Source organism: Nonomuraea sp. SBT364 (assembly GCF_001083785.1).
Lineage (GTDB): Bacteria > Actinomycetota > Actinomycetes > Streptosporangiales > Streptosporangiaceae > Nonomuraea.
On sequence record NZ_LAVL01000009.1, the window covers coordinates 19254 to 41740 of the forward strand.

At 70.3% G+C, this 22487-nt stretch carries 21 protein-coding genes; 13 read left to right on the top strand and 8 right to left on the bottom strand.

What is annotated here, in order from left to right; genetic code table 11:
• Positions 1 to 2: 2 nt before the first annotated feature.
• Positions 3 to 683 (bottom strand): TetR/AcrR family transcriptional regulator, encoded by a 681-nt coding sequence (locus ADY59_RS06775; RefSeq protein WP_049559057.1) that lies wholly within the window; start codon positions 681 to 683, stop codon positions 3 to 5.
• Positions 684 to 774: 91 nt separating this feature from the next.
• Here ADY59_RS06775 and ADY59_RS06780 point away from each other — a divergent pair, with 91 nt between their 5' ends.
• The 5 genes from ADY59_RS06780 to ADY59_RS06800 all read left to right on the top strand — a co-directional run bounded on the left by ADY59_RS06780 (position 775) and on the right by ADY59_RS06800 (position 3709).
• A complete protein-coding gene (locus tag ADY59_RS06780) occupies positions 775 to 1242 on the top strand; it encodes a DUF1772 domain-containing protein (RefSeq protein WP_231618579.1) in 468 nt (155 codons plus the stop codon).
• Between the two features lie 26 nt (positions 1243 to 1268).
• Complete coding sequence (locus ADY59_RS06785; protein ID WP_049559060.1) at positions 1269 to 1832, top strand: hypothetical protein; 564 nt, start codon at positions 1269 to 1271, stop codon at positions 1830 to 1832.
• A 231-nt stretch (positions 1833 to 2063) separates the two neighbouring features.
• Positions 2064 to 2915 (top strand): hypothetical protein, encoded by an 852-nt coding sequence (locus tag ADY59_RS06790; protein ID WP_049559063.1) that lies wholly within the window; start codon positions 2064 to 2066, stop codon positions 2913 to 2915.
• Between the two features lie 72 nt (positions 2916 to 2987).
• Entirely contained in the window at positions 2988 to 3269 is a 282-nt protein-coding gene (locus ADY59_RS06795; RefSeq protein WP_156325348.1) for a hypothetical protein, read from the top strand.
• Positions 3270 to 3397: 128 nt separating this feature from the next.
• A complete protein-coding gene (locus tag ADY59_RS06800; RefSeq protein WP_049559068.1) occupies positions 3398 to 3709 on the top strand; it encodes a hypothetical protein in 312 nt (103 codons plus the stop codon).
• Positions 3710 to 3889: 180 nt separating this feature from the next.
• On the opposite strand, the gene ADY59_RS06805 is transcribed toward ADY59_RS06800, so the two are convergent.
• From ADY59_RS06805 to ADY59_RS06820, 4 genes are all read right to left on the bottom strand, one after another.
• Positions 3890 to 5182 (bottom strand): homoserine dehydrogenase, encoded by a 1293-nt coding sequence (locus tag ADY59_RS06805; protein WP_049559071.1) that lies wholly within the window; start codon positions 5180 to 5182, stop codon positions 3890 to 3892.
• On the bottom strand, positions 5179 to 6561 hold the full coding sequence (gene lysA / locus ADY59_RS06810) for a diaminopimelate decarboxylase (protein ID WP_049559073.1): 1383 nt from the start codon (positions 6559 to 6561) through the stop codon (positions 5179 to 5181). Before lysA ends, ADY59_RS06805 begins: the two co-directional genes overlap by 4 nt.
• Positions 6562 to 6685: 124 nt before the next feature.
• Positions 6686 to 7306 carry an anticodon-binding protein gene (locus ADY59_RS06815; RefSeq protein ID WP_049559076.1) on the bottom strand — a complete coding sequence of 207 codons (621 nt, stop codon included), beginning with the start codon at positions 7304 to 7306 and terminating at the stop codon, positions 6686 to 6688.
• Positions 7307 to 7310: 4 nt separating this feature from the next.
• Complete coding sequence (locus ADY59_RS06820) at positions 7311 to 9155, bottom strand: hypothetical protein (protein WP_049559079.1); 1845 nt, start codon at positions 9153 to 9155, stop codon at positions 7311 to 7313.
• 70 nt (positions 9156 to 9225) lie between these two features.
• Here ADY59_RS06820 and ADY59_RS06825 point away from each other — a divergent pair, with 70 nt between their 5' ends.
• Both ADY59_RS06825 and treS read left to right on the top strand, forming a co-directional pair.
• The gene (locus ADY59_RS06825; protein WP_049559081.1) at positions 9226 to 10860 is read left to right on the top strand and encodes a hypothetical protein; all 1635 of its coding nucleotides are present in this window, start codon (positions 9226 to 9228) and stop codon (positions 10858 to 10860) included.
• A gap of 270 nt (positions 10861 to 11130) precedes the next feature.
• Positions 11131 to 12831, top strand: coding sequence for a maltose alpha-D-glucosyltransferase (gene treS, locus ADY59_RS06830; protein WP_049559083.1), 1701 nt, complete (start codon positions 11131 to 11133; stop codon positions 12829 to 12831).
• Here treS and ADY59_RS06835 read toward each other — a convergent pair.
• The 3 genes from ADY59_RS06835 to ADY59_RS06845 are packed head-to-tail and all read right to left on the bottom strand — an operon-like array spanning position 12823 to position 16327.
• Complete coding sequence (locus ADY59_RS06835; RefSeq protein WP_049559086.1) at positions 12823 to 15096, bottom strand: ABC transporter permease; 2274 nt, start codon at positions 15094 to 15096, stop codon at positions 12823 to 12825. The two genes, treS and ADY59_RS06835, sit on opposite strands and share 9 nt — an antisense overlap.
• Positions 15093 to 15824: an ABC transporter ATP-binding protein gene (locus ADY59_RS06840; protein ID WP_049559089.1), complete on the bottom strand. Its 732-nt coding sequence runs from the start codon at positions 15822 to 15824 to the stop codon at positions 15093 to 15095. The genes ADY59_RS06835 and ADY59_RS06840 overlap by 4 nt, the downstream gene beginning before the upstream one ends.
• Positions 15821 to 16327 (bottom strand): PadR family transcriptional regulator, encoded by a 507-nt coding sequence (locus tag ADY59_RS06845; protein WP_049559092.1) that lies wholly within the window; start codon positions 16325 to 16327, stop codon positions 15821 to 15823. The genes ADY59_RS06840 and ADY59_RS06845 overlap by 4 nt, the downstream gene beginning before the upstream one ends.
• A gap of 147 nt (positions 16328 to 16474) precedes the next feature.
• On the opposite strand from ADY59_RS06845, the gene ADY59_RS06850 reads away from it, so the two are divergent.
• The 6 genes from ADY59_RS06850 to ADY59_RS06875 all read left to right on the top strand — a co-directional run bounded on the left by ADY59_RS06850 (position 16475) and on the right by ADY59_RS06875 (position 22432).
• On the top strand, positions 16475 to 17704 hold the full coding sequence (locus ADY59_RS06850) for an ABC transporter substrate-binding protein (RefSeq protein WP_231618580.1): 1230 nt from the start codon (positions 16475 to 16477) through the stop codon (positions 17702 to 17704).
• A 7-nt stretch (positions 17705 to 17711) separates the two neighbouring features.
• On the top strand, positions 17712 to 19040 hold the full coding sequence (locus ADY59_RS06855) for an ABC transporter substrate-binding protein (RefSeq protein WP_049559095.1): 1329 nt from the start codon (positions 17712 to 17714) through the stop codon (positions 19038 to 19040).
• Positions 19041 to 19046: 6 nt separating this feature from the next.
• Positions 19047 to 20426 carry an ABC transporter permease gene (locus ADY59_RS06860; RefSeq protein WP_049559097.1) on the top strand — a complete coding sequence of 460 codons (1380 nt, stop codon included), beginning with the start codon at positions 19047 to 19049 and terminating at the stop codon, positions 20424 to 20426.
• Positions 20423 to 21322, top strand: coding sequence for a carbohydrate ABC transporter permease (locus ADY59_RS06865; protein ID WP_049559099.1), 900 nt, complete (start codon positions 20423 to 20425; stop codon positions 21320 to 21322). The genes ADY59_RS06860 and ADY59_RS06865 overlap by 4 nt, the downstream gene beginning before the upstream one ends.
• Before the next feature lie 99 nt (positions 21323 to 21421).
• The gene (locus ADY59_RS06870) at positions 21422 to 22099 is read left to right on the top strand and encodes a uracil-DNA glycosylase (protein WP_049559100.1); all 678 of its coding nucleotides are present in this window, start codon (positions 21422 to 21424) and stop codon (positions 22097 to 22099) included.
• Positions 22100 to 22108: 9 nt separating this feature from the next.
• The gene (locus tag ADY59_RS06875) at positions 22109 to 22432 is read left to right on the top strand and encodes a hypothetical protein (RefSeq protein WP_049559103.1); all 324 of its coding nucleotides are present in this window, start codon (positions 22109 to 22111) and stop codon (positions 22430 to 22432) included.
• Positions 22433 to 22487: the final 55 nt, after the last annotated feature.

Below are 22487 nucleotides of genomic sequence, written 5' to 3' on the forward strand. Positions count from 1 at the left end.
CGTCAGCGAGCGCCGGCGCCGCCGGGCTGTTCGAGCAGGGCCGCGGCGAGCATGGCGGCCAGCCACTCCTCGTACTCGGCCTCGCTCCACCCGCACACCTCGGTCAGCTTCTCGAAGTTCTCCGTCGCGGTGAGGACGTAGATCTGCTCGGCCGCCCGGCCCGGAGCCAGTCCGCGGCGCAACGCTCCGAGGGCGTGAAGATGCTCGGCCGGCCCTCGGCTGCCGGTGAGCCTTTCCCGTTCGATGCCGGCCAGCACGTCCTGCAGCCCCGCGTCGGCCGGGGACGCGGCGGCGGCGGCTCGCAGGACGCCGTGCACGGGCTTGATCCGCCGCAGGATCGCGGTGGCCATGGCGGCGTACAGAGCCAGCTTGCGCACCGGATCCGGCTCGTCCACGATCGCCTGGATCGCGGGCCGGTCGCTCTGCGGCAACGGCCTGGCGTCCCCGGCCAGGGTGATGTCGTAGACCAGCTTGGCCAGTGAGGGCTTGCCGCCGGGGCAGGACGAATAGAGCGTCTGCACCGCCACGCCCGCCTCGCGTGCCACTTCGGCCATGGTGGTGTCGGCGTAGCCCTTGGCGACCATCAACCTTCCCGCCGCCGTCGCGATCTTCTGCCGCGTGGCCCGGGCGTGCTCCTGGCGCAGGGCACTGGAGTAGCGGCGCCGCTTCCTCTGCTCAGTCATCGGGGACCATGGTTCCAGAATACATTGACTAGAGGCGCTTCTAATGAAAAGGTGCGGTTCTATTCAAGGCTTCGTCGTCGGGAGGCGTACGGTGTCCGTGGTTCTCACCGCGTCCAGGATGGTCGCGCTGTCGCTGGTCGGCCTGTACGCGGGCGGGGTCCTGTTCGTGGTGCTCGCCCCGTCCGTGGGCGGCCTGCCCGGGCCCGCGTACGTCCGCTACTGGCAGGCGCTCAACGTCGACTACGGCCGAACGATGCCGCCGCTCCTGCTGGCCGGCATCGCGGCGACGGTCGTCGCGTCAGCCCTGTCGTGGCCCCGCGGCGGGCTCGTCCTCGGCCTCAGTTCGGTGGCCCTGATCCTGGTGATCCTCACGGTCGCCCTCACCCTGGCGGGCCTGGAGCCGCTCAACCGCGTCGCGGACGCCTGGGATCCGGACCAGCTGCCCGCCGGCTGGCACGAGATCCGTCACCGATGGCTCAACCTGCACCTCGCGCGGACGGCACTCGCCGTCGCGGCGTTCGCCTGCCTGGTCACCGCCCAGGCCGTCGACCGCGGCTAGCCCCAGCTCAAGAAGAGGGAGTACTCATGGCCTCGTCAGTTTCACCCGCGACGACCGGGGCATCCGTCCCCGCCCCGGTCGCGACCCTGCTCACCGGCCTGCTCGCGGGCCTGCTCACCGGCCTGGTCGCCGGGTGCGGATCGCCCGGCATCGAGGCGGCCGCCGCACCGGCGGGGTGCCCTCTCACGCCCCAGGCCCTCGGCGAAGCGACCTCCCTGCGGTGGGACCTGGACAGGCGCGACGACCACCCGCTGGAGACCATGGAGTCGATCAAGGCGACGGTCTGCCTCTACACGGCGGCCGACGCCCCGCAGCAAGGCTCCGATCCGCTGACGATGCGGCTCGACCTGGTCGAGGGCGCGGACGCCGCCACCGTCAGGAAGGGCTTCACCGACACCTGCACCGAGAACGGGGGCACCGTCCGCGACACGTCCGGCGCGCAGGTGTGCGACCGCGACGGCTCGGTCGGGGAGGGACTGACCGGCGGCGGGGACCGGGCGATCATCGCCTACTGGGTCAACGCCGACACCTCCACGGCCACCGAGTTCACCCCCGCCTTCGGCCGGATCCTCGCGGCAGTGGCCGACTGACGTCGGTGAACCTCCGGCGGTCCTTTACCGGACCGAAACTTGACTTCACGACCTGACACACCCGGCGCCATGATCATTCAGAGAATGATTTATCCGCCCATTTCCCTGCATATCCGGGCAGCCGAAGATCTTATACGTCGGAGGAAGATTCACATCCCGGCGGCATATCTCAGCCACTCCAAATCGTTGACCCTGCGTTCGTTATCGAATGCTCTCAGTAATGTCCGGCTCATGGTAACCCCCCTGCACGAGGGTCTCATCAGCATCGCCACCCTCGACACCGCACGGACCGGGCACATGCTCCGCTCCCTGTTCAACCTGCCGCTGCCCCAGGGCTCGGCCGCCCGGGTCATCTCCCCGGACCTGTCGGAGTGCGTCCCCGCCAGCTACCACGCCGACGCCGCCCTCCTGTACGGCGAACAGGAGAAGCTCGGCGTCATCACCGAGGTCCAGCTCAAACGGGACCCGGCCAAACGCTGGACCTGGCCCGTCTACCTCTCCACCATGCGCGCCCGCGACCGCTGCAAGGCCACCCTCGTCGTGATCTGCCCCGATCGCTCCACCGCGGTCTGGGCGGCCGAGCCCATCGACACGGGCCATCCGGGATTCGTCCTGCGCCCGCTCGTGATCGGCCCCGACAACACCCCTGTCATCACCGACGTCGCCCGGGCCGTCGGCGACATCGGCCTGGCCGCCATCTCGGCCATCACCCACAACGACCACCCCGAGATCCACACCATCCTCGCCACCCTCAGCAAGGCCCTGGACGACATCGACCCCAAGCTGGCCCATCGGTACGCTGAATATGTCACCGTGGCGTTGACCGGCAGTGCACAGAAGGAAATGGAGCGCCTGATGGCCACCGAGACCTACCTCTACCAGGGCGAATACGCCCAAAGCCTCCTGAAGCGCGGCAGAGCCGAAGAGGGGGCGAAAATGGTGCTGCTGGTCCTGGAAGCCAGAGGGATCCCGGTCCCCGAGCAGGCCCGCGAACGCATCAGCGCCTGCACCGACGTCCCCACGCTGCAGACCTGGATCAAGCGAGCGGCCCTCATCGACACCCTCGACGACCTCTTCGCCTGACCCGGCATCCTTGGGAACACCCTTACCGGGCGGACTCACCCCTCAACGATCAGTCCACCCTCAGGGTCGAGCATGCCCACAGTCGCGGGGTGCATCACCATGCCGCCGACCCGGCAGCCCAAAAGGAACGAACGCCTGATGGCCACCGAGACCTACCTCTACCAGGGCGAGTACGCCCGAAGCCTGGTGGCGAAAGGAGAGGCGAAAGCGCTGCTGCTGGTCCTGGAAGCCAGAGAGATCCCGGTCCCCGAGCAGGCCCGCGAACGCATCAGCGCCTGCACCGACATCCCCATGCTGCAGACCTGGATCAAGCGAGCGGCCCTCATCGACACCATCGACGACCTCTTCGCCTGACCCGCACCCTTCGGAACACCCTCGCCAGGGACGCTCCCCCTCATCACTGAATCCAGCACACCCCGCAGCCGCGGGGTACCTCGCCGTGCCGTCGATCCGAGGGCACGCAGAAGCAAACGGAGCGCCCGATGACCACCGAAAACCACCTCTACCAGGGCGAATACCCCCCAAGCCTCCTGGCCGAGATTCGAGCGGAAGGCAGAGCGATAGCCCTGGCGAAGGGCATGCCGGAAAGCTCCGCAGAACATGTCGCGGAAGGTTTCGTACGAGGCTATGTGAGGGGCCTGACAAGAGCCCTGCTGCTACTCCTTGACGCCCGTGGGTTCTCATCCCCCGAGCAGGCAGGTGAACGAATCCGGAACTGCGCCGACCTCTCCACACTGACGACGTGGATCGGGCGGGCGGCGGTCATCGACCCCATCGACGACGTCTTCTCCTGACCCTCCGGCGCCAACGACCTCCCTGCCTCACCCCCACGGAACCCGCCCCACTCACGGCAAGGGGGCACCGGGGAGGTGGGCTCCCCCGATGAACACAGCCCGAGCCCGCGGGGCGCGAAACGCCTGACAGGCGAGGGCCATGCGATCAGGCGGGATGAACGAACCGGGACAAATCCCCGGTTACTCGTCGCCCTCGACGCGCATCACGCTGGCGATCGCCCGGACGATGTCGAGCTCACGCAACCCCTCCATGGTCGCCGTCAGGGCGGCGTCGGTGGCGCGGTGGGTGACGATGACGAGCTGGGCGTCGTCGCCGTGCCCCTCCTGCCTGACCGTCTGGATGGACACGTCGTGCTTGGCGAACAGCTCCGCCACCCGGGCCAGGACACCGGGCTTGTCGGCCACGTCCAGGGCCACGTGGCAGCGGGTGACGGTCTCCCCCATGGGGTGGACGGCCAGCGAGGCGTAGGTGGACTCCTCCGGGCCGCGGGTGCCGGCGAGGCGGTTGCGGGCGACGGCGACCAGGTCGCCGAGGACGGCGGAGGCGGTGGGTGCGCCGCCGGCGCCCTTGCCGTAGAACATGAGCTGCCCGGCCGACTCGGCCTCGACGAAGACCGCGTTGTACGCCTCCCGGACGCCGGCGAGCGGGTGGGACCTGGGGATCATCGCCGGGTGGACGCGGACGCCGATGGAGCGGCCGTCGTCGGAGCGGGCGCAGATGGCCAGCAGCTTGATGACGTAGCCCATGGCCTTGGCGGAGGCGACGTCGGTGGCGGTGATCTCGGTGATGCCTTCGCGGTGCACCTGCTCGGCGGTGACGCGGCTGTGGAAGGCGAGCCCGGCGAGGATGGCGGCCTTGGCGGCGGCGTCGAAGCCCTCGACGTCGGCGGTGGGGTCGGCCTCGGCGTAGCCGAGGGTCTGGGCCTCTTCCAGGGCGTCGGTGAAGGACGCGCCGGTGGAGTCCATCTTGTCGAGGATGTAGTTGGTGGTGCCGTTGACGATGCCGAGGACCCGGTTGACGTGGTCGCCGGCGAGCGACTCGCGCAGCGGGCGCAGCAGCGGGATGGCGCCGGCGACGCTGGCCTCGAAGTAGAGGTCGCCCTTGCCGGTGCGGGCGGCCTCGTGGAGGGCGGCGCCGTCCTCGGCGAGCAGCGCCTTGTTGGCGGTGACGACGGATTTGCCCCGGGACAGGGCGGCGGTGATGAGGGTGCGGGCGGGCTCGATGCCGCCGATGACCTCGATGACGATGTCGACGTCGTCGCGCGTGACGAGGGCTTCGGCGTCGGTGGTGAGCAGGGCGGCGTCGATCTCGACGTCGCGTTTGCGGCCGAGGCGGCGTACGGCGACGCCGGCCAGCTCCAGGGGCGCGCCGATGCGGGCGGCCAGGTCGTGGTGCTGCTCGTGAATGAGCCTGATGACCTGGGAACCCACGACGCCGCAGCCCAGGAGGGCCACCTTCAACGGTTTGCTCATAGTTGCCCCCTCAGCAGGTCGTCCTCGGTCTCGCCACGCACGATGACCCGGTTCTGGCCGCCGCTGACGGCGACCACGGCGGGCTTGGGCAGGTAGTTGTAGTTGCTGGCCAGCGACCGGCAGTAGGCGCCGGTGGCGGCGATCGCGATCAGGTCGCCGGGCGCCAGGTCGGCGGGCAGGTAGCAGTCGCGCACGATGATGTCGCCGCTCTCGCAGTGCTTGCCGACGATGCGGCTGAGCATGGGCTCGGCGGTGCTCTCGCGGCTGGCGAGCACGGCGGTGTATTCGGCGCCGTAGAGGGCGGTGCGCACGTTGTCGCTCATGCCGCCGTCGATGCTCACGTACGTGCGCAGCCCTTCGACGTTCTTGACCGTGCCGACCTCGTACAGGGTGATGCCGCCGGGGCCGGCGATGGCGCGGCCGGGCTCGACGGTGAGGCGGGGCACGGGCAGGCCGGCGTCGGTGCAGACCTTCTGCACGATCTCGCGCAGGCCGTCGGCGATGCGCTTGACGTCGAAGGTCTCGTCGCCGTCGAGGTAGGCGATGCCGTAGCCGCCGCCGAGGTCGAGCTCGGGCAGGACGACGCCGTGCTCGCCCTTGATCTGGACGAGCAGGGTGGCCAGGCGGCGGGCGGCGACCTCGAACCCGGCGGTGTCGACGATCTGGGAGCCGATGTGCGAGTGGAGGCCGACGAGCTCCAGCGACGGCAGTTGCAGGATGCGGCGGACGGCCTCGGCGGCGGCGCCGGCGTTGAGCGACAGGCCGAACTTCTGGTCGTCGTGCGCGGTGGCGATGAACTCGTGGGTGTGCGCCTCGACGCCGGTGGTGACGCGGATCATCACCTTGGGCCGCAGGCCGCGCTGCTCGGCGAGGTAGCCCAGGCGGGCGATCTCCTCGAAGGAGTCGACGACGATGTGCCCGACACCGGCTTCGAGCGCCCGGGTGAGCTCGGCGGCGGACTTGTTGTTGCCGTGCAGGGTGATGCGCTCGGCGGGGAAGCCGACGCTGAGCGCGACGGCGAGCTCGCCGCCGCTGGCCACGTCGAGGCCGAGCCCTTCGGCCTCCAGCCAGCGGACGATCTCCTTGCACAGGAACGCCTTGCCGGCGTAGTGCACGTCGGAGCCCTGGAAGGCGCCGGTGTAGTCGCGCATGCGCGAGCGGACGTCCTCCTCGTCGAGCACGTAGAGGGGGGTGCCGTGCTCGCGGGCCAGGTCGCGGACGTCGGCGCCGCCGATCGTGAGCGCGCCATCGGTCCGGCTCGACGTTCGGGGCCAGATCGCGGGATTGATCCGGTTGAGGTCGTCGGGCGCCAGCGGGGGGCGCTCGTGGGGCGGCGTCTCGGCGTGCCGGTCCCCGGCAGGATGGGCGAATCGACTCACCCGATCGAGGCTATCGGAAGCGGTGTTCGCCCCGGACCGGCTGCCCACGTATCGAGACGCGATCACCGTACAAACGCGAATATTTTACGATTTATCGCCGTTTGGCCGGATATTTTGTGAGCCCTCAGATGCGATCCGGCCCCACCAGCACATCCCGTACGGCCCGCGCCAGCCGTACCCGGGCCCCGTGCAGCGGACCGGGAGGCGTGTCGCCGGCCGGCACGGCCGGGGCGTGCTCGTGCGCGTCGTGGTAGGCCAGCGCCAGCCGCACCAGGAAAGCCTGCCACCCCGGGTCCCGGCTCACCAGCCGTCCGGGCACCTCGGCCAGGACCCGCAGCACCGCCCGGTCCCAGGGGCCGTCGAGCAGCTCGGGCCGGAACTCCTCCGGCACCCCCAGCTCCCGCGCCCACCGCTGCACGGCCACCGCCCTGGCGTGCCCGTAACGCACAACGAAGCCGGGGTTGTCCCACGTACGCGGAAAGTCCGGCCAGCCCGGATCGCCCAGCCCCAGCGGCTCGATCTCGGCCACCAGCTCCCCAGGGACGGGCACCACGACGCGCAGGAACCCGTTGCCCCGCACCTCGACCGGCCCGGCGCCGGGCAGCGCCCGCACGCGCTCGGCGAGCTCGGCCGGCGGGACGCGGCGGCGCAGGGCGGCGGCCGACACGTAGGCGGCCTCCCGCTCCCACGTGCCGTCGGGCACCGGCGGCTCGCCGAGCACCCCGGCCAGCCGCCCGGGCGTCACGGGCTCAGATGAGCGCGTGCGGCTCGGCGGAGCCGTACTCGACCAGGTGGGCGGCGCCCAGCAGCCAGCGGTCCTCGTCGCGGACGCGCACGTAGCCGAACCGGTCGGCGGAGAAGACCTTGACCCCGTCCTCCCGGCACTGGCGCATGAGCACCTCGTCCCAGCCGTCGGTGAGGTCGGCGAAACCGAGCTCGCGCAGCGCGTTGCGGCGGCCGAGCAGCGTGCCCCCGGCGATCTCCGGCAGGTAGGTGTACTCGGCGGCGGGCTGCTTGAGCAGCGTGGCCTGCGGCTTGCGCAGGTGCGCGTAGAAGGCGGCCTTGCCGACGATGTCGGCGGTGCTGAACAGGAACGCCCTGCGCAGGTCGGTCAGGTAGTGCGAGCCGTAGACGTCGCGCGGGTCCATGACCGCGACCAGGTCGGCCTCGCACAGGTCGAGCCCGCGGCCGAGCATCGCCCCGACGGTCATCCCGGGATGCAGGGGCCGGTGGATGACCTCGGCGCCGGGCAGCGTGTCGCGGGCGCGCCGCTCGGCCTCCGGCGGGCCGATGACGATGAGCTGGGTGATGCCGCTCTGCCTGCCGACCTGGGCCAGCGCGTGCTCCATGCGGGACGCGTCGGGGATGGCGAGCAGCACCGACACGTCGAGCGTGGCGCGGGCGCCGGGCAGCCCGATCGTCTCCAGGAGCGCGTCGACGTGCTCGGTCATGGTGCCGAAGGCGTAGGCGCGGCGCAGGGCGGCGTGCGCCCGGCGGCTGTCGGGGTCGTCGCCGATGGGCGTGCCGCAGGCGGCGAGCTCGGCCAGCCGCCACTGCGGGGTGCCGGGCGGGCAGGTGACGGCGGCCGGCCAGCGGTAGGAGGTGAGCACGTCCGGGTAGGTCAGGTGGCCGGGCAGGAGCTGGTCGAGGCTGAGCACCCGGTCGATGCGCCCACCGGCCAGCGGCAGCGGGTTGTGCACGCGCGGCTGCACGCCGAACGGCAGCCGGGGCCACCCGGCGGCCGCGTCGGTGGTGAAGCGGTGCTCGAACAGCTCGGCGGCGGCCGCGAAGGCGGCCAGGTCGCCGTGCGTGTGCCAGAACACGGTGCGGATGCCCCGCTCGGCGCACCAGGCCAGCAGCGCCCGCAGCCCGTCGCCGGGCTCGCCGGTCAGCTCCCCGGCCCACGGCCCCTGCGTGACGGACTCGACGAGGAGCAGGTGCGGGACCTCCTGCGGCAGCACCCGGGCGAAGTCGCGGGGCGTGAAGCCGGTGGTCTGCCGCCACTCGTAGCGCAGCAGCGCCTCGGCGTGCGGCTCGGCGATGACCGCCGCGGTGATGTGCGGGCGGGTGTTGGGGCCGGTCGGCACCCGGTACGGCTTGAGCTTGAAGGAGGCGCCGCCGAGCGTGCGGGTGGTGGCGGTGGCCTGGAAGGCGGCGCCCGGCCGCTCGTCCTGGGCCTTGGCGGTGGCCACGGGCTTGCGCTTGGGCGCGGTGGGCCGCTTGACCGGCCGGGCGGCGCCCTTGAGCTCCCTGGCCAGGCGGACCGGATTGCTCTTGCCGGTCTTGATGGCGTCGCCGAGCCGGTTCCACCGGGCGACCTTGATCGAGGACAGCTTCCAGTTGGCCACCTCGGCCTGGTAGCGCTGCTCGGCGAGCTCCTTGCGGAGCTTGTCGGCGGCGGCGCGCTCGTCCTCCAGGCGCTCCTCGGCCTCGCTCAGCCGGTCGGCGAGCGCCTTGACCTCCTCGGCGCGGCTCTCGGCCTCGGCCAGCCTGCCCTGGGCGGCGTCCAGCAGCCTGGCCAGCTCCGCCGCGTGCTCGGCCTGCGCGACCGCCTCACGCAACGCCCTGCGCGTGCTTTCCAGCTCGGTAGACAACAGGACCTCCGTCTCTCAGCCCGGCAAAGGATACTCTTTTGCGGGAAGCGCCTCGAAGGGATGAGATCCGGTGCAGTTCAACGTACGGCCCTACGTCTGCGGCGGTCTCGGCCGGATCGACACCGCGCTGCTCGGCAAGCTGTCGGCCGCGGGCCCGAGGGTCCGCCCCGCTCTCCAGACGGCCGAGGCGGCCCTGTTCAGCTCCGCGCCGCTGCCGCCCTACCGGCGCTCGGGCGAGGCGTTCGCGTTCGCCTGGGGCGAGCGCAGGCCCGCCGGCGAGAGCGACTGGATGACGGTCGCGGAGACGTACGAGGCCCCGGGCCTGATCGGCGACGGCCCGCGCACCACGCTGCACGCGGGCGCGCTGGGGCTGGTCGACGTCTATTACGTACGGGTGGGCGAGGCGGTCTATTTCTCGTCCCTGATCCAGCCGCTGCTGTCGCTGGCGCCGGTCGAGATCGACTGGGCGGCGTGGGCCTCGATCCTCCAGGTGACGTTCCCGCTGGGCGAGGCGACGCCCTACCGGGGGATCAGCCGGCTGCCGGGGTCCGGCGCGCTGGTGTTCGACCAGGGCAGGCTGTCCACCGAGCGCAGGCTGCCGCGCTGGCTGCGCACCGAGCCGTACGAGACGTGGACCAGCGCCGGTGAGATCCTGGAGCTGCTGCACGAGGTCTACAAGGACTACGACGGGCGCAAGCTGCTGGTGCCGATCAGCGGCGGCTACGACTCGCGGCTGCTGGGCAGCGTGGCCAAGGCGCGCGGCTTCGACGTGGAGTCGTGGACGACCAGCCCCGACGACGGCACCGACACCGACATCGCCTTCGCCCGGGCCATCACGCGCGAGCTGGGCATCCCGCACCGGGTGATCGACCAGGACGCGGCCGCCTACCCGGACGACGCCATGGAGGTGGCGCGCAGGCTCGAATACCTGACGCCGCACCACGCCTGGTACGCCCCGTTCGCCAAGGAGGTGCACCAGGCGGGCCGGGTGCTGGTCGACGGGCTGGCGGGCGGGCCGCTGCTGAAGAACTTCATGGTCAGCGGCGCCGCGCTGGAGGCCACCACGCAGGCCGAGCGGTCGGCGGCGGTGCTGGGGTCGCTGAGCCTGGGCGCGCCGTCGCAGCCGTTCCTGTCGAAGGCGGCGGCGCAGTGGATGGCCGAGGCGGTGCAGGAGCAGTTCGCGGCGGCCACCTCGATGCTCCACGGCCACCGGGCCGAGCTGCCGCTGTCGGTGCTGCACACGCGCACCGTGCGGGGCATCGCCCGCTCGGCGGTCAACCTGGTGGGGCCCGAGGCGTCGTTCGCGGCGCCGTTCATCCATCCGGATTTCTTCGACGCCGCCCTTTCGGTCGGCGTGGCGCGCAAGGCGCAGGGCCGCTTCTACCGCGAGGTGCTGCACGCGGCCAATCCGCGCGTGGCGGCGCTGCCCTCGACGAACGTGGTCAAGCAGCCGCTGCGGCGGGTGCCGCTGCGCTCCACGGCCGCGCCCGCGCGCGCCTACTCGCACCGGATGCTCGACGTGGTCGCGACCAGGGTCCCGGGCCTGCTGTCGGACGAACTGCACGAGGTGGTGGCGGGCGGGCCCGACGCGCTGACGCGGTTCAACGGCTGGAACGACCGGTTCTGGGTGCGTGGACTCGTTCTGTTCGGGCTCTGGCTGAGCGACTTCGAAAGCGAGCTGGACGACCTGTCTGCCCCCTTCTAGTTACAGGGAGAAGAACGGTCGGTAACATCACGATTACACAGCGATCTCTTGGGTATTACAGCTCGCACAGCACAAGCGGGTTCCGGAAAGCCAACGGGCTGGTAGTGTTCGGCCCGTAAGCGCCGCACAAGCGGGCACCGGATCACAAATCCGGTCCTGTCGAGGGCATGGGTTCGCAGGGATGACGACCCAGGCGGCGCGGTCACCAGATAACAACGCCGGGGAAACCGGTGACTTCGTCCTGCCCACATCTCCTTCTGTGAGCGACATATGATCAACGCATCCCCATCGCCGGAACCGGTCGCCGAGACCTTCATTTCGGAAGACCCGTCCTGGTACAAGCGGGCGGTGTTCTACGAGGTGCTCGTCCGGGGGTTCAAGGACTCCAACGGCGACGGCACCGGCGACCTCCGCGGCCTCGTGGAGAAGCTGGACTACCTCGAATGGCTCGGCGTGGACTGCCTCTGGCTGCTCCCGCTGTACGAGTCGCCGCTGCGTGACGGCGGTTATGACATTTCCGACTATATGAAGATCTTGCCCGACTTCGGGGATCTTGCGGACTTCATCCAGCTGATCGAGTCGGCGCACGAGCGCGGCCTGCGGATCATCACGGACCTGGTGATGAATCACACCAGCGACCGTCATCCCTGGTTCCAGGCATCCCGGCACGACCCCGAGGGGCCGTACGGCGACTTCTACGTGTGGGCGGACGAGCCCACCGCCTACCCCGACGCGCCCATCATCTTCATCGGCGCCGAGGAGTCCAACTGGACCTACGACCCGGTGCGCAAGCAGTACTACTGGCACCGGTTCTTCCACCACCAGCCGGACCTCAACTACGACAACCCGGCCGTCCAGGAGGCCATGCTGGAGGTCCTGCGCTTCTGGCTGGACCTGGGCATCGACGGCTTCCGGCTGGACGCGGTGCCGTACCTGTTCGAGCGGGAGGGCACCGCCTGCTCCGGCCTGCCGGAGACGCACGCGTACCTGAAGAAGATCCGCGCCGAGGTCGACCGGCTCTACCCGGACCGGGTGCTGCTGGCCGAGGCCAACGGCTGGCCGGAGGACGTCGTCGAGTACTTCGGCGACCCCACCACCGGCGGCGACGAGTGCCACATGGCCTTCCACTTCCCGCTGATGCCGCGCATCTACATGGCGGTCAGGAAGGAGACGCGGGAGCCGATCTCGGAGATCATGTCGCGCACTCCCAAGCTGCCCGACTGCGCCCAATGGGGCATCTTCCTCCGCAACCACGACGAGCTCACGCTCGAGACGGTGACCGAGGAAGAGCGCGACTACATGCACAACGAGTATGCCAAGGACCCGCGCATGCGGGCCTACCTGGGCATCCGCCGTCGCCTGGCGCCGCTGCTCGACAACGACAGGGACCGGATCGAGCTGTTCACGGCCCTGCTGCTGAGCCTGCCGGGCTCGCCGGTCATGTACTACGGCGACGAGATCGGCATGGGCGACAACATCTGGCTGGAGGACCGTGACGCGGTCCGCACGCCGATGCAGTGGAGTCCCGACCGCAACGCCGGTTTCTCCACGGCCGACCCGGGGCGGCTCTACCTGCCGGCCGTCATGGATCCGATCTACGGCTTCCACGCGGTCAACGTCGAGTCGCAGCAGCGCAACGAGAACTCGCTGCTGCACTTCACCCGGCGGATGCTGCAGATCCGGCACAACCACCCGGTGTTCGGCATCGGCGCCTACACCGAGATGTGGTCGTCGAACCCGGCCGTCCTGACCTACGTCAGGGAGCACGGCGACGACATCATGCTGTGCGTGAACAACCTGTCGAAGTTCCCGCAGCCGGTGGAGCTGGACCTGCGCAGGTTCGAGGGCATGACGCCGGTGGAGGCGCGCGGTGGCGTGCACTTCCCCGTCGTCGGCGAGCTGCCCTACCTGCTCACGCTGCCGGGGCACGGCTTCTACTGGTTCGCGCTGAAGAAGCTGCCTTCAGCGTGAGGTGACGGGCACCTGGGCACGGGCCGCCCGCCGCGCGGGAATCAGCGCGACGGCGAGCGCCGTGCCCACGGCGACCAGCACGGCGACGGCCAGCGTCATGGCCGAGGGCGGGCGGGCGATCCCGGCGCCCACCCCGCTGGTGTGACCCTGCAGATCGATCAGCCCGGTCACGACCGACGCCCCGGCCGCCGTGCCCGCGGCGACGCCCAGCACCACGAGCAACCCGGTGCCGGTCACCAGCGTGGCCATGACCTGGCGCGGCGTCAGCCCCATCGCCTTGAGCACGGCCAGGTCGACGGCGTGGTCGCGCAGGCCGAGCGCGCTGGCGGTGAGCAGGTTGGCCAGCCCGATCAGTGTGAGCACGGCGATCAGCGCCACGATCACCACCCGGATGACGGCCAGCCGGTCGGCCGGGTTGACCACGATCTGCACGTCCAGGCTCTCCCCCGACTCGGTGAGCAGCCGGGCGGCCACCTCCGCAGGGTCGGCGCCCGGTTTGAGGGCGAGCGCGTAGAACTCGGGCGGCACGGTGTCCTTGGCGGCCAAGCTGTCCAGCCCGACGGAGAGCACCTCGCCGTCGGAGTCGGGCTCGATGGCCCGGCCGACGATCCGCACGATCAGCGGCGAGCCGCCCACGGTCAGCCGCACCCGGTCACCGATCTTGACGCCCAGCAGGTCGAGCAGCCCCTGCCCGGCGACCGCCTCACCGGGCTCGGCGTACTGGCGGCCTTCCACGACGGGGAACGGGTAGGGCTCGGCGGACCCGCCGATGGCCCGCACCCGCACCGAACGCCCCTCTCCCGGGGCCAGCGCGTTCACGTCGGTGCCGGGGTAGAAGGCCCGCACGTCACGGTCGGCGCGGATGTGCCGCTCGGCCTCGGCGGCCGTCAGCTTGCCCGGCCCGACGTGCAGGGCGGCGTGCTGGCCGACCTGTTCGGGATGTCCGGCGAAGTTGTCCAGCGTGGCCCACACGCCCAGCCCGATCGTGATCATCATCATCGGCACGGCCAGCCCGAACGCCGTCAGGAACGCCGGCACCCGCCGGGTGAAGGCGTCGCGGGTGCCCAGCACGAGCGCGGGCGGCAGGCGTACCAGCAGGGCGAGCCGGGCCAGCCGGGACAGGTGGCCGCGCGGCGGCAGGGCGGGCGCGGCCGGGATCGGCGGCGTACGGCCGCCGCGCCAGGCGGGCAGCCCCACGGCCGCGAGCACCACCAGGGCGGTGCCCGCGAGGATGGCGAGCACCGGCATCGGGGCGACGGAGGTGGTGCCGAGCACCGCGACCGTGCCGCCCCAGCCGGCCAGGGTGCCCAGGGCGATGCCGAGCAGGCCGAGGGCGCCGTGCTCGACCAGGAGCAGCAGCGCGATCTGGCCCTTGGTGAAGCCCATGGACTTGAGCGTGGCCAGGTCGCGGAGCTGGCCGAGCACCCGGCCGCCGGCCGCGTTGGCCAGCGCGAGCGCGGCGGCGATCAGCCCGACGACGCCGAACAGCGCCAGAAGTGTGCCGAGCAGCCGGTTGTCCAGCTCCATCGCGGCTCGGATCTCACGCCAGGTGTAGAGGCGCTGGAGCTCGTCGTCGAGCATGACGACGACCCGCTGCGAGACGACCTGGGCGGACTCGGCGTCGGTCAGGCGCAGCCCGGTCACCCACTGGCTGCGGCCGAGCATCGGCTCGACCCGGTCCAGCGTCTCGGGCAGCACCCAGGCCAGGCCCGGGGTCCATTCCGGGTAGAAGCCCTGCTCGGCGGAGTCGGCGATGCCGCGCACGTACAGGCTGTGGCGCTCGCCGCTGAGCGCGATGATCGTGAACGGCGCGCCGATGCGCAGGCGCAGGGCGCGGGCGTAGGAGCGCTCGACGACCACGCCGCCGGGCTCGGCGGTGTCGAGCCAGCGGCCCTCGGTGACGACCGGGTGGGCGACCCGGGGCGGCGCGGCCGGCAGGGCGCGCAGCGCGGCGGGCTCCTTCTTGCCGTCCTGGACCACGGTGACGGGCGCCGAGCGGTAGGGGCCGGCGACGCTGGTGACGCCGTCGATCTGGCCGGTGGCGACGAGCTGGGCGGTGTTGTCCTTGGTGTAGAACCACACGTGCGCGCCCTCGGTCTGGGCGAACAGGCCGCGCCACGGGTTGGTGCCGTCCTCCAGCAGCGTGACGGCGGCGATCAGCGCGGCCACGATGCCGGCCACGACGAGCACGGTGAGCGTCGCCTGGCCCTTCCTGGCCCGCAGGTCCGCCCGGATCCAGCGGATGCCCGCCCGGGTGGTGCTCATCGGAGGTCGATCACCGCGCCCGCGGTGCCGGTGCGGCGCCGGGTGATCCGGCCGTCGTCCACGACCTCGCCGTCGAACAGGGCGACGACCCGGTCGGCCAGCCCGGCGACGCGGGCGTCGTGGGTGACCATGACGATGGTCTGGCCGTCGCGGTGCACCTCGCCGAGCAGGCGCAGCACGTCGCGGGTGTTGCGGCTGTCGAGGTTGCCGGTGGGCTCGTCGGCCAGCAGCACGCTCGGCTTGTTGGCCAGCGCCCTGGCCAGCGCGACGCGCTGCTGCTCGCCGCCGGACAGCCGGGCGGGCGAGGCATCGGCGCGGTCGGTCAGGTTGAGGGCGCCGAGCAGGTGCTCCCTGCGCTCGCGGGCCTCGCGCGGCGAGGCGCCGCCCAGCAGGGCGGGCAACTCGACGTTGTCGGCCACGGTCATGCTGGCGACCAGGTTGAAGAACTGGAAGACGAAGCCGATCTTCTTGCGGCGCAGCAGAGCCCAGGCGCTCTCCGAGAGCGTGTCGGCCCGGGTGCCGCCGACCCAGATCTCGCCGCTGGTGCGGGTGTCGAGGCCGCCGAGCATGTGCACGAGCGTAGACTTGCCCGACCCGGACGGGCCCATGACGGCGACGAACTCACCCGGCTCGACCTGCAGATCCACCCCGCGTACGGCGTGCACGGGCACGGCGCCCCCGGAGTAGACCTTCACCAGGTTGACCGCTTTGAGCGCGGGATCACTCATGCCAGGTCCTCCTGACAACGTTCGAGCCAGTCGAGATCGGCTTGCAGATGCAGCATGGCACCCTCGATCAGCAGCAGCGCGACCCGGTCGTCGGGCGCGGTGCGGGCCTGCAGGTCGTTGAGGTCGCCCATGAGCGACAGGTAGTGGCGGCGCTGGCGGTTGATCAGCGCCATCCGGTCGGCGATGCCGGTGAGCGGGGCCAGCACGAGCTTCATGAAGAACTCGTCGCGCACCCGGGGCCCCTCGGTGGGCTCGTCCGCCCAGAGGGTGAGCACGTCACGCCCCTTGGCGGTGCAGTAGTAGACCTTCTTGTTGGGGCGGTTGGACTGCTCGACGTCGACCGCCCGCACCAGGCCGTCCTTCTCCAGGCGGCCCAGCGTCACATAGATCTGGCCGATGTTGGGCGAGGGATAGGCGCCGCCGAACGTCTGCTCAAGGGCCTGTTTGAGCTCATAACCGTGGGCAGGCTCCTTGGCCAAGAGCGCCAGCAGGTGAAGCCGCACACCTCACCTCCCCGCGCGTTACGGATGCGTTACATGGCCAGCAGTTGACCTTCAGATTACATGTATGGATAACATGCATGCATCTACCTAACACGAATGTAGCCCCCTCAATAACTGGAGGAAATCGAGGTGTTTCGTCCACTTGCTGTGACTCTGGCCGTTTTTGTGGCGGCCGGCTGCGCGGCGACGGGCGACACCGGCGGCGGCGAGCCGGGGACGGGCGGCACTGGCCCGATCACCTTCGCCACCGGGCGCGACACCACGGCGTACCTGCAACCCCTGCTGGATCGCTGGAACCAGGCCCATCCGGCCGAGAAGGTGACGCTGCTCGAACTGCCCGAGGCCGCCGACGAGCAACGCGCTCAGATGGTGGCCAACCTCCAGGCCCGCAGCAACCGCTACGACGTACTCGGCCTTGACGTGGTGCTGACCGCGGAGTTCGCGGAGAACGGCTGGATCATCCCCTTGGAGCGCGGGTTCTTCCCGCTCGACAAGTTCCTGCCGCCCGTCGTGGACACCGCGGTCTACAAGGACAAGCTCTGGGCCGTGCCCTATACGAGCAACGCCGGGCTGCTGTACTACCGGACCGATCTCGTGAAGAAGCCGCCCCGAACCTGGGCGGAACTTCGCGAACAAGCCCAGGAGATCACGAAAAAGCACGATATTGAGGGCTATGCCGGGCAATTCCTCGCCTACGAGGGACTGACCGTCAACTTCTCCGAGGCCGTGCAGTCCGCGGGCGGCCAGATCCTCAGCACCGACGGCGACGAGGTCACCCTCGACACCGCCAAGGCCGCCACCGCGCTGGGCTTCCTCCAGCAGGGCCTGCGCGAGGGCTGGATCCCGGAGGAGTCGCTCAACTACAAGGAGGAGGAGTCCCGCCTGGCCTTCCAGGAGGGCCGGCTCGCCTTCGCCCGCAACTGGCCGCACGCGTACGGCCCGGCCAGGAGCAGGCTCGGCGAGAAGATGGCGGTGACCAGGCTGCCCGGGCTCGACGGGCCCGGATCCAGCTCGCTGGGCGGCAGCAATCTGGCCATCAGCGCCTATTCCAAGCACCAGCACACCGCTCGTGAGTTCATCCGTTACTTCACGAGCCTGGAGAACGAGCGCCGTGTCCTCACCGAGGGATCCTTCCCCCCGGTGTGGGCCGAGCTCTATGACGACCCTGAGCTGATCAAGCGCTTCCCCTATCTGCCCGTGCTCAAGGAGAGCATCCTCGCCGCGAAGCCGCGGGCGGCCAGCGCCAACTACAACCAGCTCAGCCTGGTGATCGCCAGCTCGGTCGCCAAGGCGCTCAACCCCCCGTTCAAGGACACGGCCGACGACGTCGCGGTGTCCTTGAAAGCCGAACTCGAAGAGATCATCAGAACCCAGTGAGGCAGCCATGCGAAAAGGCAGAGCAGCAGCGATCCTGGCCGGACTGGCCGTAGCCGTCGCCGCCTGCGGCAACGCCCCGACCACCAACGAGCCCGCGGCTTCGGCCCCGGCCTCGGGCGAGGCGACGAGCGGCGCCAAGACGCTCGAAGGCGTCACCCTCGAGGTCGCCGCCAAGTGGACCGGCGAGGAGCAGAAGAACTTCGAGCAGGTGCTCAAGGCCTTCTCCGAGAAGACCGGCGCCAAGGTCACCTACGCCTCCACGGGTGAGGACACCGGCGCCTACCTGGGCCCGCGCATCCAGGGCGGCAGCCCGCCCGACATCGCGATCCTGCCGCAGCCCGGCCTGGTCCAGCAGTACGCCGACCAGAAGGCGCTCAAGCCGCTCTCGGCCGACGTCAGCAAGGAGATCGACGCCAACTACACGCCGTACTGGAAGGAGCTCGGCTCCGCCGACGGCCAGGTCTACGGTGTGCTGATCAAGGCGGCCCACAAGTCGCTGGTCTGGTACCGGAGCCAGGCGCTTGAGGAGGCCGGCGTGCAGCCGCCCACCACCTGGGACGAGATGGTCAAGTCCTCCCAGACGATCGCCGACTCCGGCACCGCGCCGCTGTCCCTCTGCGGCGCCTCCGGCTGGACCCTCACCGACCTGTTCGAGAACGTCTACCTCTCCTCGGCCGGTCCCGAGAAGTACGACCAGCTCGCCAAGCACGAGATCCCGTGGACCGACGCCAGCGTCACCACTGCCCTGGAGAAGATCCAGCAGCTCGTGAGCAAGGACGAGTTCCTGGTCGACGGCCGGTCCAACACGATGCAGACCGACTTCCCGACCTGTGTCACCAAGGTCTACGGCCAGGACAAGGCGGCCATGGTGATCGAGGCCGACTTCGTGGCGGTCACGGCCGTCGAGTCCGGCGCCAAGGTCGGCGAGGAGGCCAAGTACGTCCCGTTCCCGAAGGTCGGCGAGACCGCCCCGGTCGTGCTCGGCGGCGACGTCGCGGTGGCCATGAAGGACTCCCCCGGCGCGATGGCGCTGCTGCAGTTCCTGGCCTCCAAGGAGGGCGGCGAGATCTGGGCCAAGCTGCCCGGCTACCTGTCCCCCAACCGCAACGTCTCGCCCGACAACTACCCGGACCCGCTGACGCAGGAACTGGGCAAGACGATCATCTCGGCCGGCGAGAGCGTCCGTTATGACATGTCGGACCTCGCGCCGAGCGCGTTCGGCGGGACCGACGGCAAGGGCGAGTGGAAGATCCTCCAGGACTTCCTGCGCGACCCGTCCGACATCAAGGGCGCCCAGGAGGCGCTCGAAGCCGAGGCCAAGAAGGCCTGGAAGTAAAGAGGAATGGCCGTGACCGAAAGGTTGGACGGCCCGAAGGTCCCGCCCGAGAACCCCTCGGGCGGGCCTGCCTCCGGACCGGCTGATACCCCCCGAAAGCTACGCCTCGGCCCCTCGCCGGCGCTGGCGATCACCTTCCTGCTCCCGGCGGCTCTGCTGCTGGGCGTCTGGGTGGTCTACCCGATCGTCTACTCCATCTTCCGCAGTCTGTTCGACGCCTCGGGCAACGGGTTCGTCGGGCTCGACAACTACGTCACGATCTTCAGTGACGGCGGGATGCTGCGGACCATCCGCAACAACCTCATCTGGGTGATCGTCGCGCCGCTGGTGGTCACCACACTGGGCCTGATCTTCGCGGTGCTGACCGAGCGCATCCGCTGGTCGACCGCGTTCAAGCTGATCGTGTTCATGCCGATGGCCGTCTCGCTGATGGCCGCGGGCGTGATCTTCCGGCTGGTGTACGACGGTGACCCGGACAAGGGCGTGGCCAACGCCATCCTGACCACCGTGCACGACACGTTCTCCTCCTCCCAGGGTTATCCGGAGGCCAGGCCGCGCGAGGGCGAGCAGTCGCCCGTCGTGGCCGAGGGCGGCGGCGTCGTCACCAAGCAGCCGGTCCAGGCCGGCCAGCCGGTGCTGATCCCGATCGTGGGCGTCAAGCCGGAGGTCATGCCCTCCGACGCCGCCCCCGCCAAGGCCGCCACCGGCGGCGACGGGCTGTCCGGCACGGTCTGGTTCGACTTCACCCCCGGCGGGAGCGGCGTCAACGGCCAGGTCGACGGCACCGAGAAGGGCCTGCCCGGCATGACCGTCGAGGCGGTCAGCAACGGCCAGGTGGCCGGCACCGCCACGACGGCCGAGGACGGCTCGTTCCGCTTCGAGGGCCTGCCCGCCGGCTCCTATGTCGTACGGCTGCCGCAGTCGAACTTCGAGGGCGCCTACAACGGGCTGGCCTGGCTCGGGCCGACACTCATCACACCGGCGATCATCGGCGCGTTCGTGTGGGTGTGGGCAGGTTTCGCCATGGTGCTCATCGCGGCGGGGCTGGCGGCCATCCCGCGTGACGCACTGGAGGCCGCCCGCATCGACGGCGCCTCGGAGTGGCAGGTGTTCAGGAAGATCACCGTGCCGCTGCTGTCACCGGTGCTGCTCGTCGTCTTCGTGACGATGATCATCAATACTCTGAAGGTGTTCGACCTGGTGTTCATCATCGCGCCGGCCTCGGTCCAGCCCGATGCGAACGTGGTCGCGCTGGAGATGTGGCGCGTGTCGTTCGGCGGCGGGAACAACCAGGGGCTCGGCAGCGCGCTGGCGATCTTCCTGCTCATCCTGGTGCTGCCCTTCATGGTCATGAACATCCGCAGGTTCAGGAGGGGAGACTCATGACCACCGCGACGGCGACAGCGCCCTCCGGGGCGCACGCGGGAGCCCCGCGCCGCAGCGCGATCGGCCGCATCGTCGACCGGCTGGGCGGCGGCGCCGTCCAGGTCGTGATGATTCTCCTCGGCCTGTTCTGGCTGGTGCCCACGCTCGGCCTGCTCGTGGTCTCGCTGCGCACCGGGGAGGTCAACGCCGCCGAGGGCTGGTGGACGATCTTCACCAAGCCCGCCGAGCTCACCATCGAGGGCTACAGCAGCCTGCTGGCCAGCGGCTTCACCGCGTCGTTCTGGAACACGGTGGCGATCACCGTGCCGACCACCATCCTGGTGATCGGCATCGCCGCGATGGCCGCCTACGCCTTCGCCTGGATGGAGTTCCCGGGCCGGGACCTGCTGTTCCTGGTGGTGGTCGGGCTGCTCATCGTGCCGATCCAGATCGCGCTGATCCCGGTGGCCGCGCTGTACGGCGGCATGGGCATCTTCGGCTCGATCCCCGGCGTGGTGCTGTTCCACGTGGCGTTCGGCCTGCCGTTCGCGATCTTCCTGCTGCGCAACTTCTTCGTCGGCATCCCGGCGTCGTTGCTGGAGGCCGCGCGGATGGACGGCGCGCCGGAGTGGAAGATCTTCGTCTCGGTCGTGTTCCCGCTGGGCAAGCCGGCTATCGCGTCGCTGGGCATCTTCCAGTTCCTGTGGGTGTGGAACGACATGCTCATCGCGCTGGTGTTCGCCAATCCGGAGAACCAGCCGATGACCAAGGCGCTGCAGTCGCAGATGCGGCAGTTCGGGACGAACATCGACATCCTCTCCTCCGGGGCCTTCCTGTCGCTGATCATCCCGCTGATCCTGTTCTTCGCCTTCCAGCGTTACTTCGTCCAGGGCATGATGGCCGGTTCGGTCAAGTAGCTCCCCCCGATCACGGGCGTCCGGCGGGACCGGGCGCCCGTGATCATTTCTCCCGGTTCGGTACGCATGCCGTACCGGACCTGACTAAGCTGATCGGCCATGGCCGGTCGTCCCCTGAACGAAGTCGTCGAAGCCGGATGGGCCCAAGCTCTTGAGCCCGTGTCCGAGCGCATCTCCCTCATGGGTGAGTTCCTCCGCAAGGAGATCGCCGAGGGCAGGCAGTACCTCCCCGCCGGCGCGCACGTGCTGCGCGCCTTCAGTCAGCCCTTCGACGAGGTCAAGGTGCTGATCGTAGGCCAGGACCCCTACCCGACGCCTGGCCACCCGATCGGCCTGTCGTTCTCCGTCGCCGCCGACGTGCGGCCGCTGCCGGGCAGCCTGCTCAACATCTACAAGGAGATGGAGAGCGACCTGGGCCTGCCCAGGCCCGCCAACGGCGACCTCACCCCGTGGGCCGAGCAGGGCGTCCTGCTGCTCAACAGGGTGCTCACGGTCATGCCGGGCAAGCCCGCCTCGCACCGAGGCAAGGGCTGGGAAGAGGTCACCGAGCAGGCCATCCGCGCCCTCGTCGCGCGCGACAAGCCCATGGTGGCGATCCTGTGGGGGCGCGACGCGCGCAACCTGGCGCCGATGCTCGGCGGGGTGCCGCGCATCGAGTCGGCCCACCCGTCGCCGCTGTCGGCGCGCAACGGCTTCTTCGGGTCCCGGCCGTTCAGCCGCGCCAATGAGCTGCTCGTCCAGCAAGGCGCATCCCCTGTGGAGTGGAAGCTGCCCTAGGCTCGCTCCATGAGTGATGCACAGAAGTTCCTACGCCTGACGGTCGAGCTGACCGTCGAGGTGCTCGACGTTGACGCCCTCCAGGCCGCCGCGATGGCCGAGATCCGCCACCCCGACGCCGAGCTGACCGACGAGGAGCGCACCGAGCAGGCCGAGCTCGTCTCCTCCGACGAGACCGGCGCCTCCGCCCTGCAGTGGCTCATCGAGCCCGAGCACGTGCTGCAGCTCGTCGAGCACATCGAGGAGATCGAGCCGCGCGAGGCCGTCCTGGGCGTCGAGCCCTCCGAGGGCCCCAGCGAGGACGAGGACGACGAGGACCACATCCACGCGTAGCAGCGTGGCAGCGTGGCCGGAAGGGTCGCGCACCTCCTCGCGACGATCCGCGTCA

Bases quoted from the DNA above. Each gene is read 5' to 3' on its own strand.
- ADY59_RS06775 (WP_049559057.1), bottom strand. From the start codon at position 683: ATGACTGAGCAGAGGAAGCGGCGCCGCTACTCCAGTGCCCTGCGCCAG.
- ADY59_RS06785 (WP_049559060.1), top strand. From the start codon at position 1,269: ATGGCCTCGTCAGTTTCACCCGCGACGACCGGGGCATCCGTCCCCGCC.
- ADY59_RS06790 (WP_049559063.1), top strand. From the start codon at position 2,064: ATGGTAACCCCCCTGCACGAGGGTCTCATCAGCATCGCCACCCTCGAC.
- ADY59_RS06795 (WP_156325348.1), top strand. From the start codon at position 2,988: ATGCCCACAGTCGCGGGGTGCATCACCATGCCGCCGACCCGGCAGCCC.
- ADY59_RS06800 (WP_049559068.1), top strand. From the start codon at position 3,398: ATGACCACCGAAAACCACCTCTACCAGGGCGAATACCCCCCAAGCCTC.
- ADY59_RS06805 (WP_049559071.1), bottom strand. From the start codon at position 5,182: ATGAGCAAACCGTTGAAGGTGGCCCTCCTGGGCTGCGGCGTCGTGGGT.
- treS (WP_049559083.1), top strand. From the start codon at position 11,131: ATGATCAACGCATCCCCATCGCCGGAACCGGTCGCCGAGACCTTCATT.
- ADY59_RS06835 (WP_049559086.1), bottom strand. From the start codon at position 15,096: ATGAGCACCACCCGGGCGGGCATCCGCTGGATCCGGGCGGACCTGCGG.
- ADY59_RS06840 (WP_049559089.1), bottom strand. From the start codon at position 15,824: ATGAGTGATCCCGCGCTCAAAGCGGTCAACCTGGTGAAGGTCTACTCC.
- ADY59_RS06855 (WP_049559095.1), top strand. From the start codon at position 17,712: ATGCGAAAAGGCAGAGCAGCAGCGATCCTGGCCGGACTGGCCGTAGCC.
- ADY59_RS06860 (WP_049559097.1), top strand. From the start codon at position 19,047: ATGGCCGTGACCGAAAGGTTGGACGGCCCGAAGGTCCCGCCCGAGAAC.
- ADY59_RS06865 (WP_049559099.1), top strand. From the start codon at position 20,423: ATGACCACCGCGACGGCGACAGCGCCCTCCGGGGCGCACGCGGGAGCC.
- ADY59_RS06870 (WP_049559100.1), top strand. From the start codon at position 21,422: ATGGCCGGTCGTCCCCTGAACGAAGTCGTCGAAGCCGGATGGGCCCAA.
- ADY59_RS06875 (WP_049559103.1), top strand. From the start codon at position 22,109: ATGAGTGATGCACAGAAGTTCCTACGCCTGACGGTCGAGCTGACCGTC.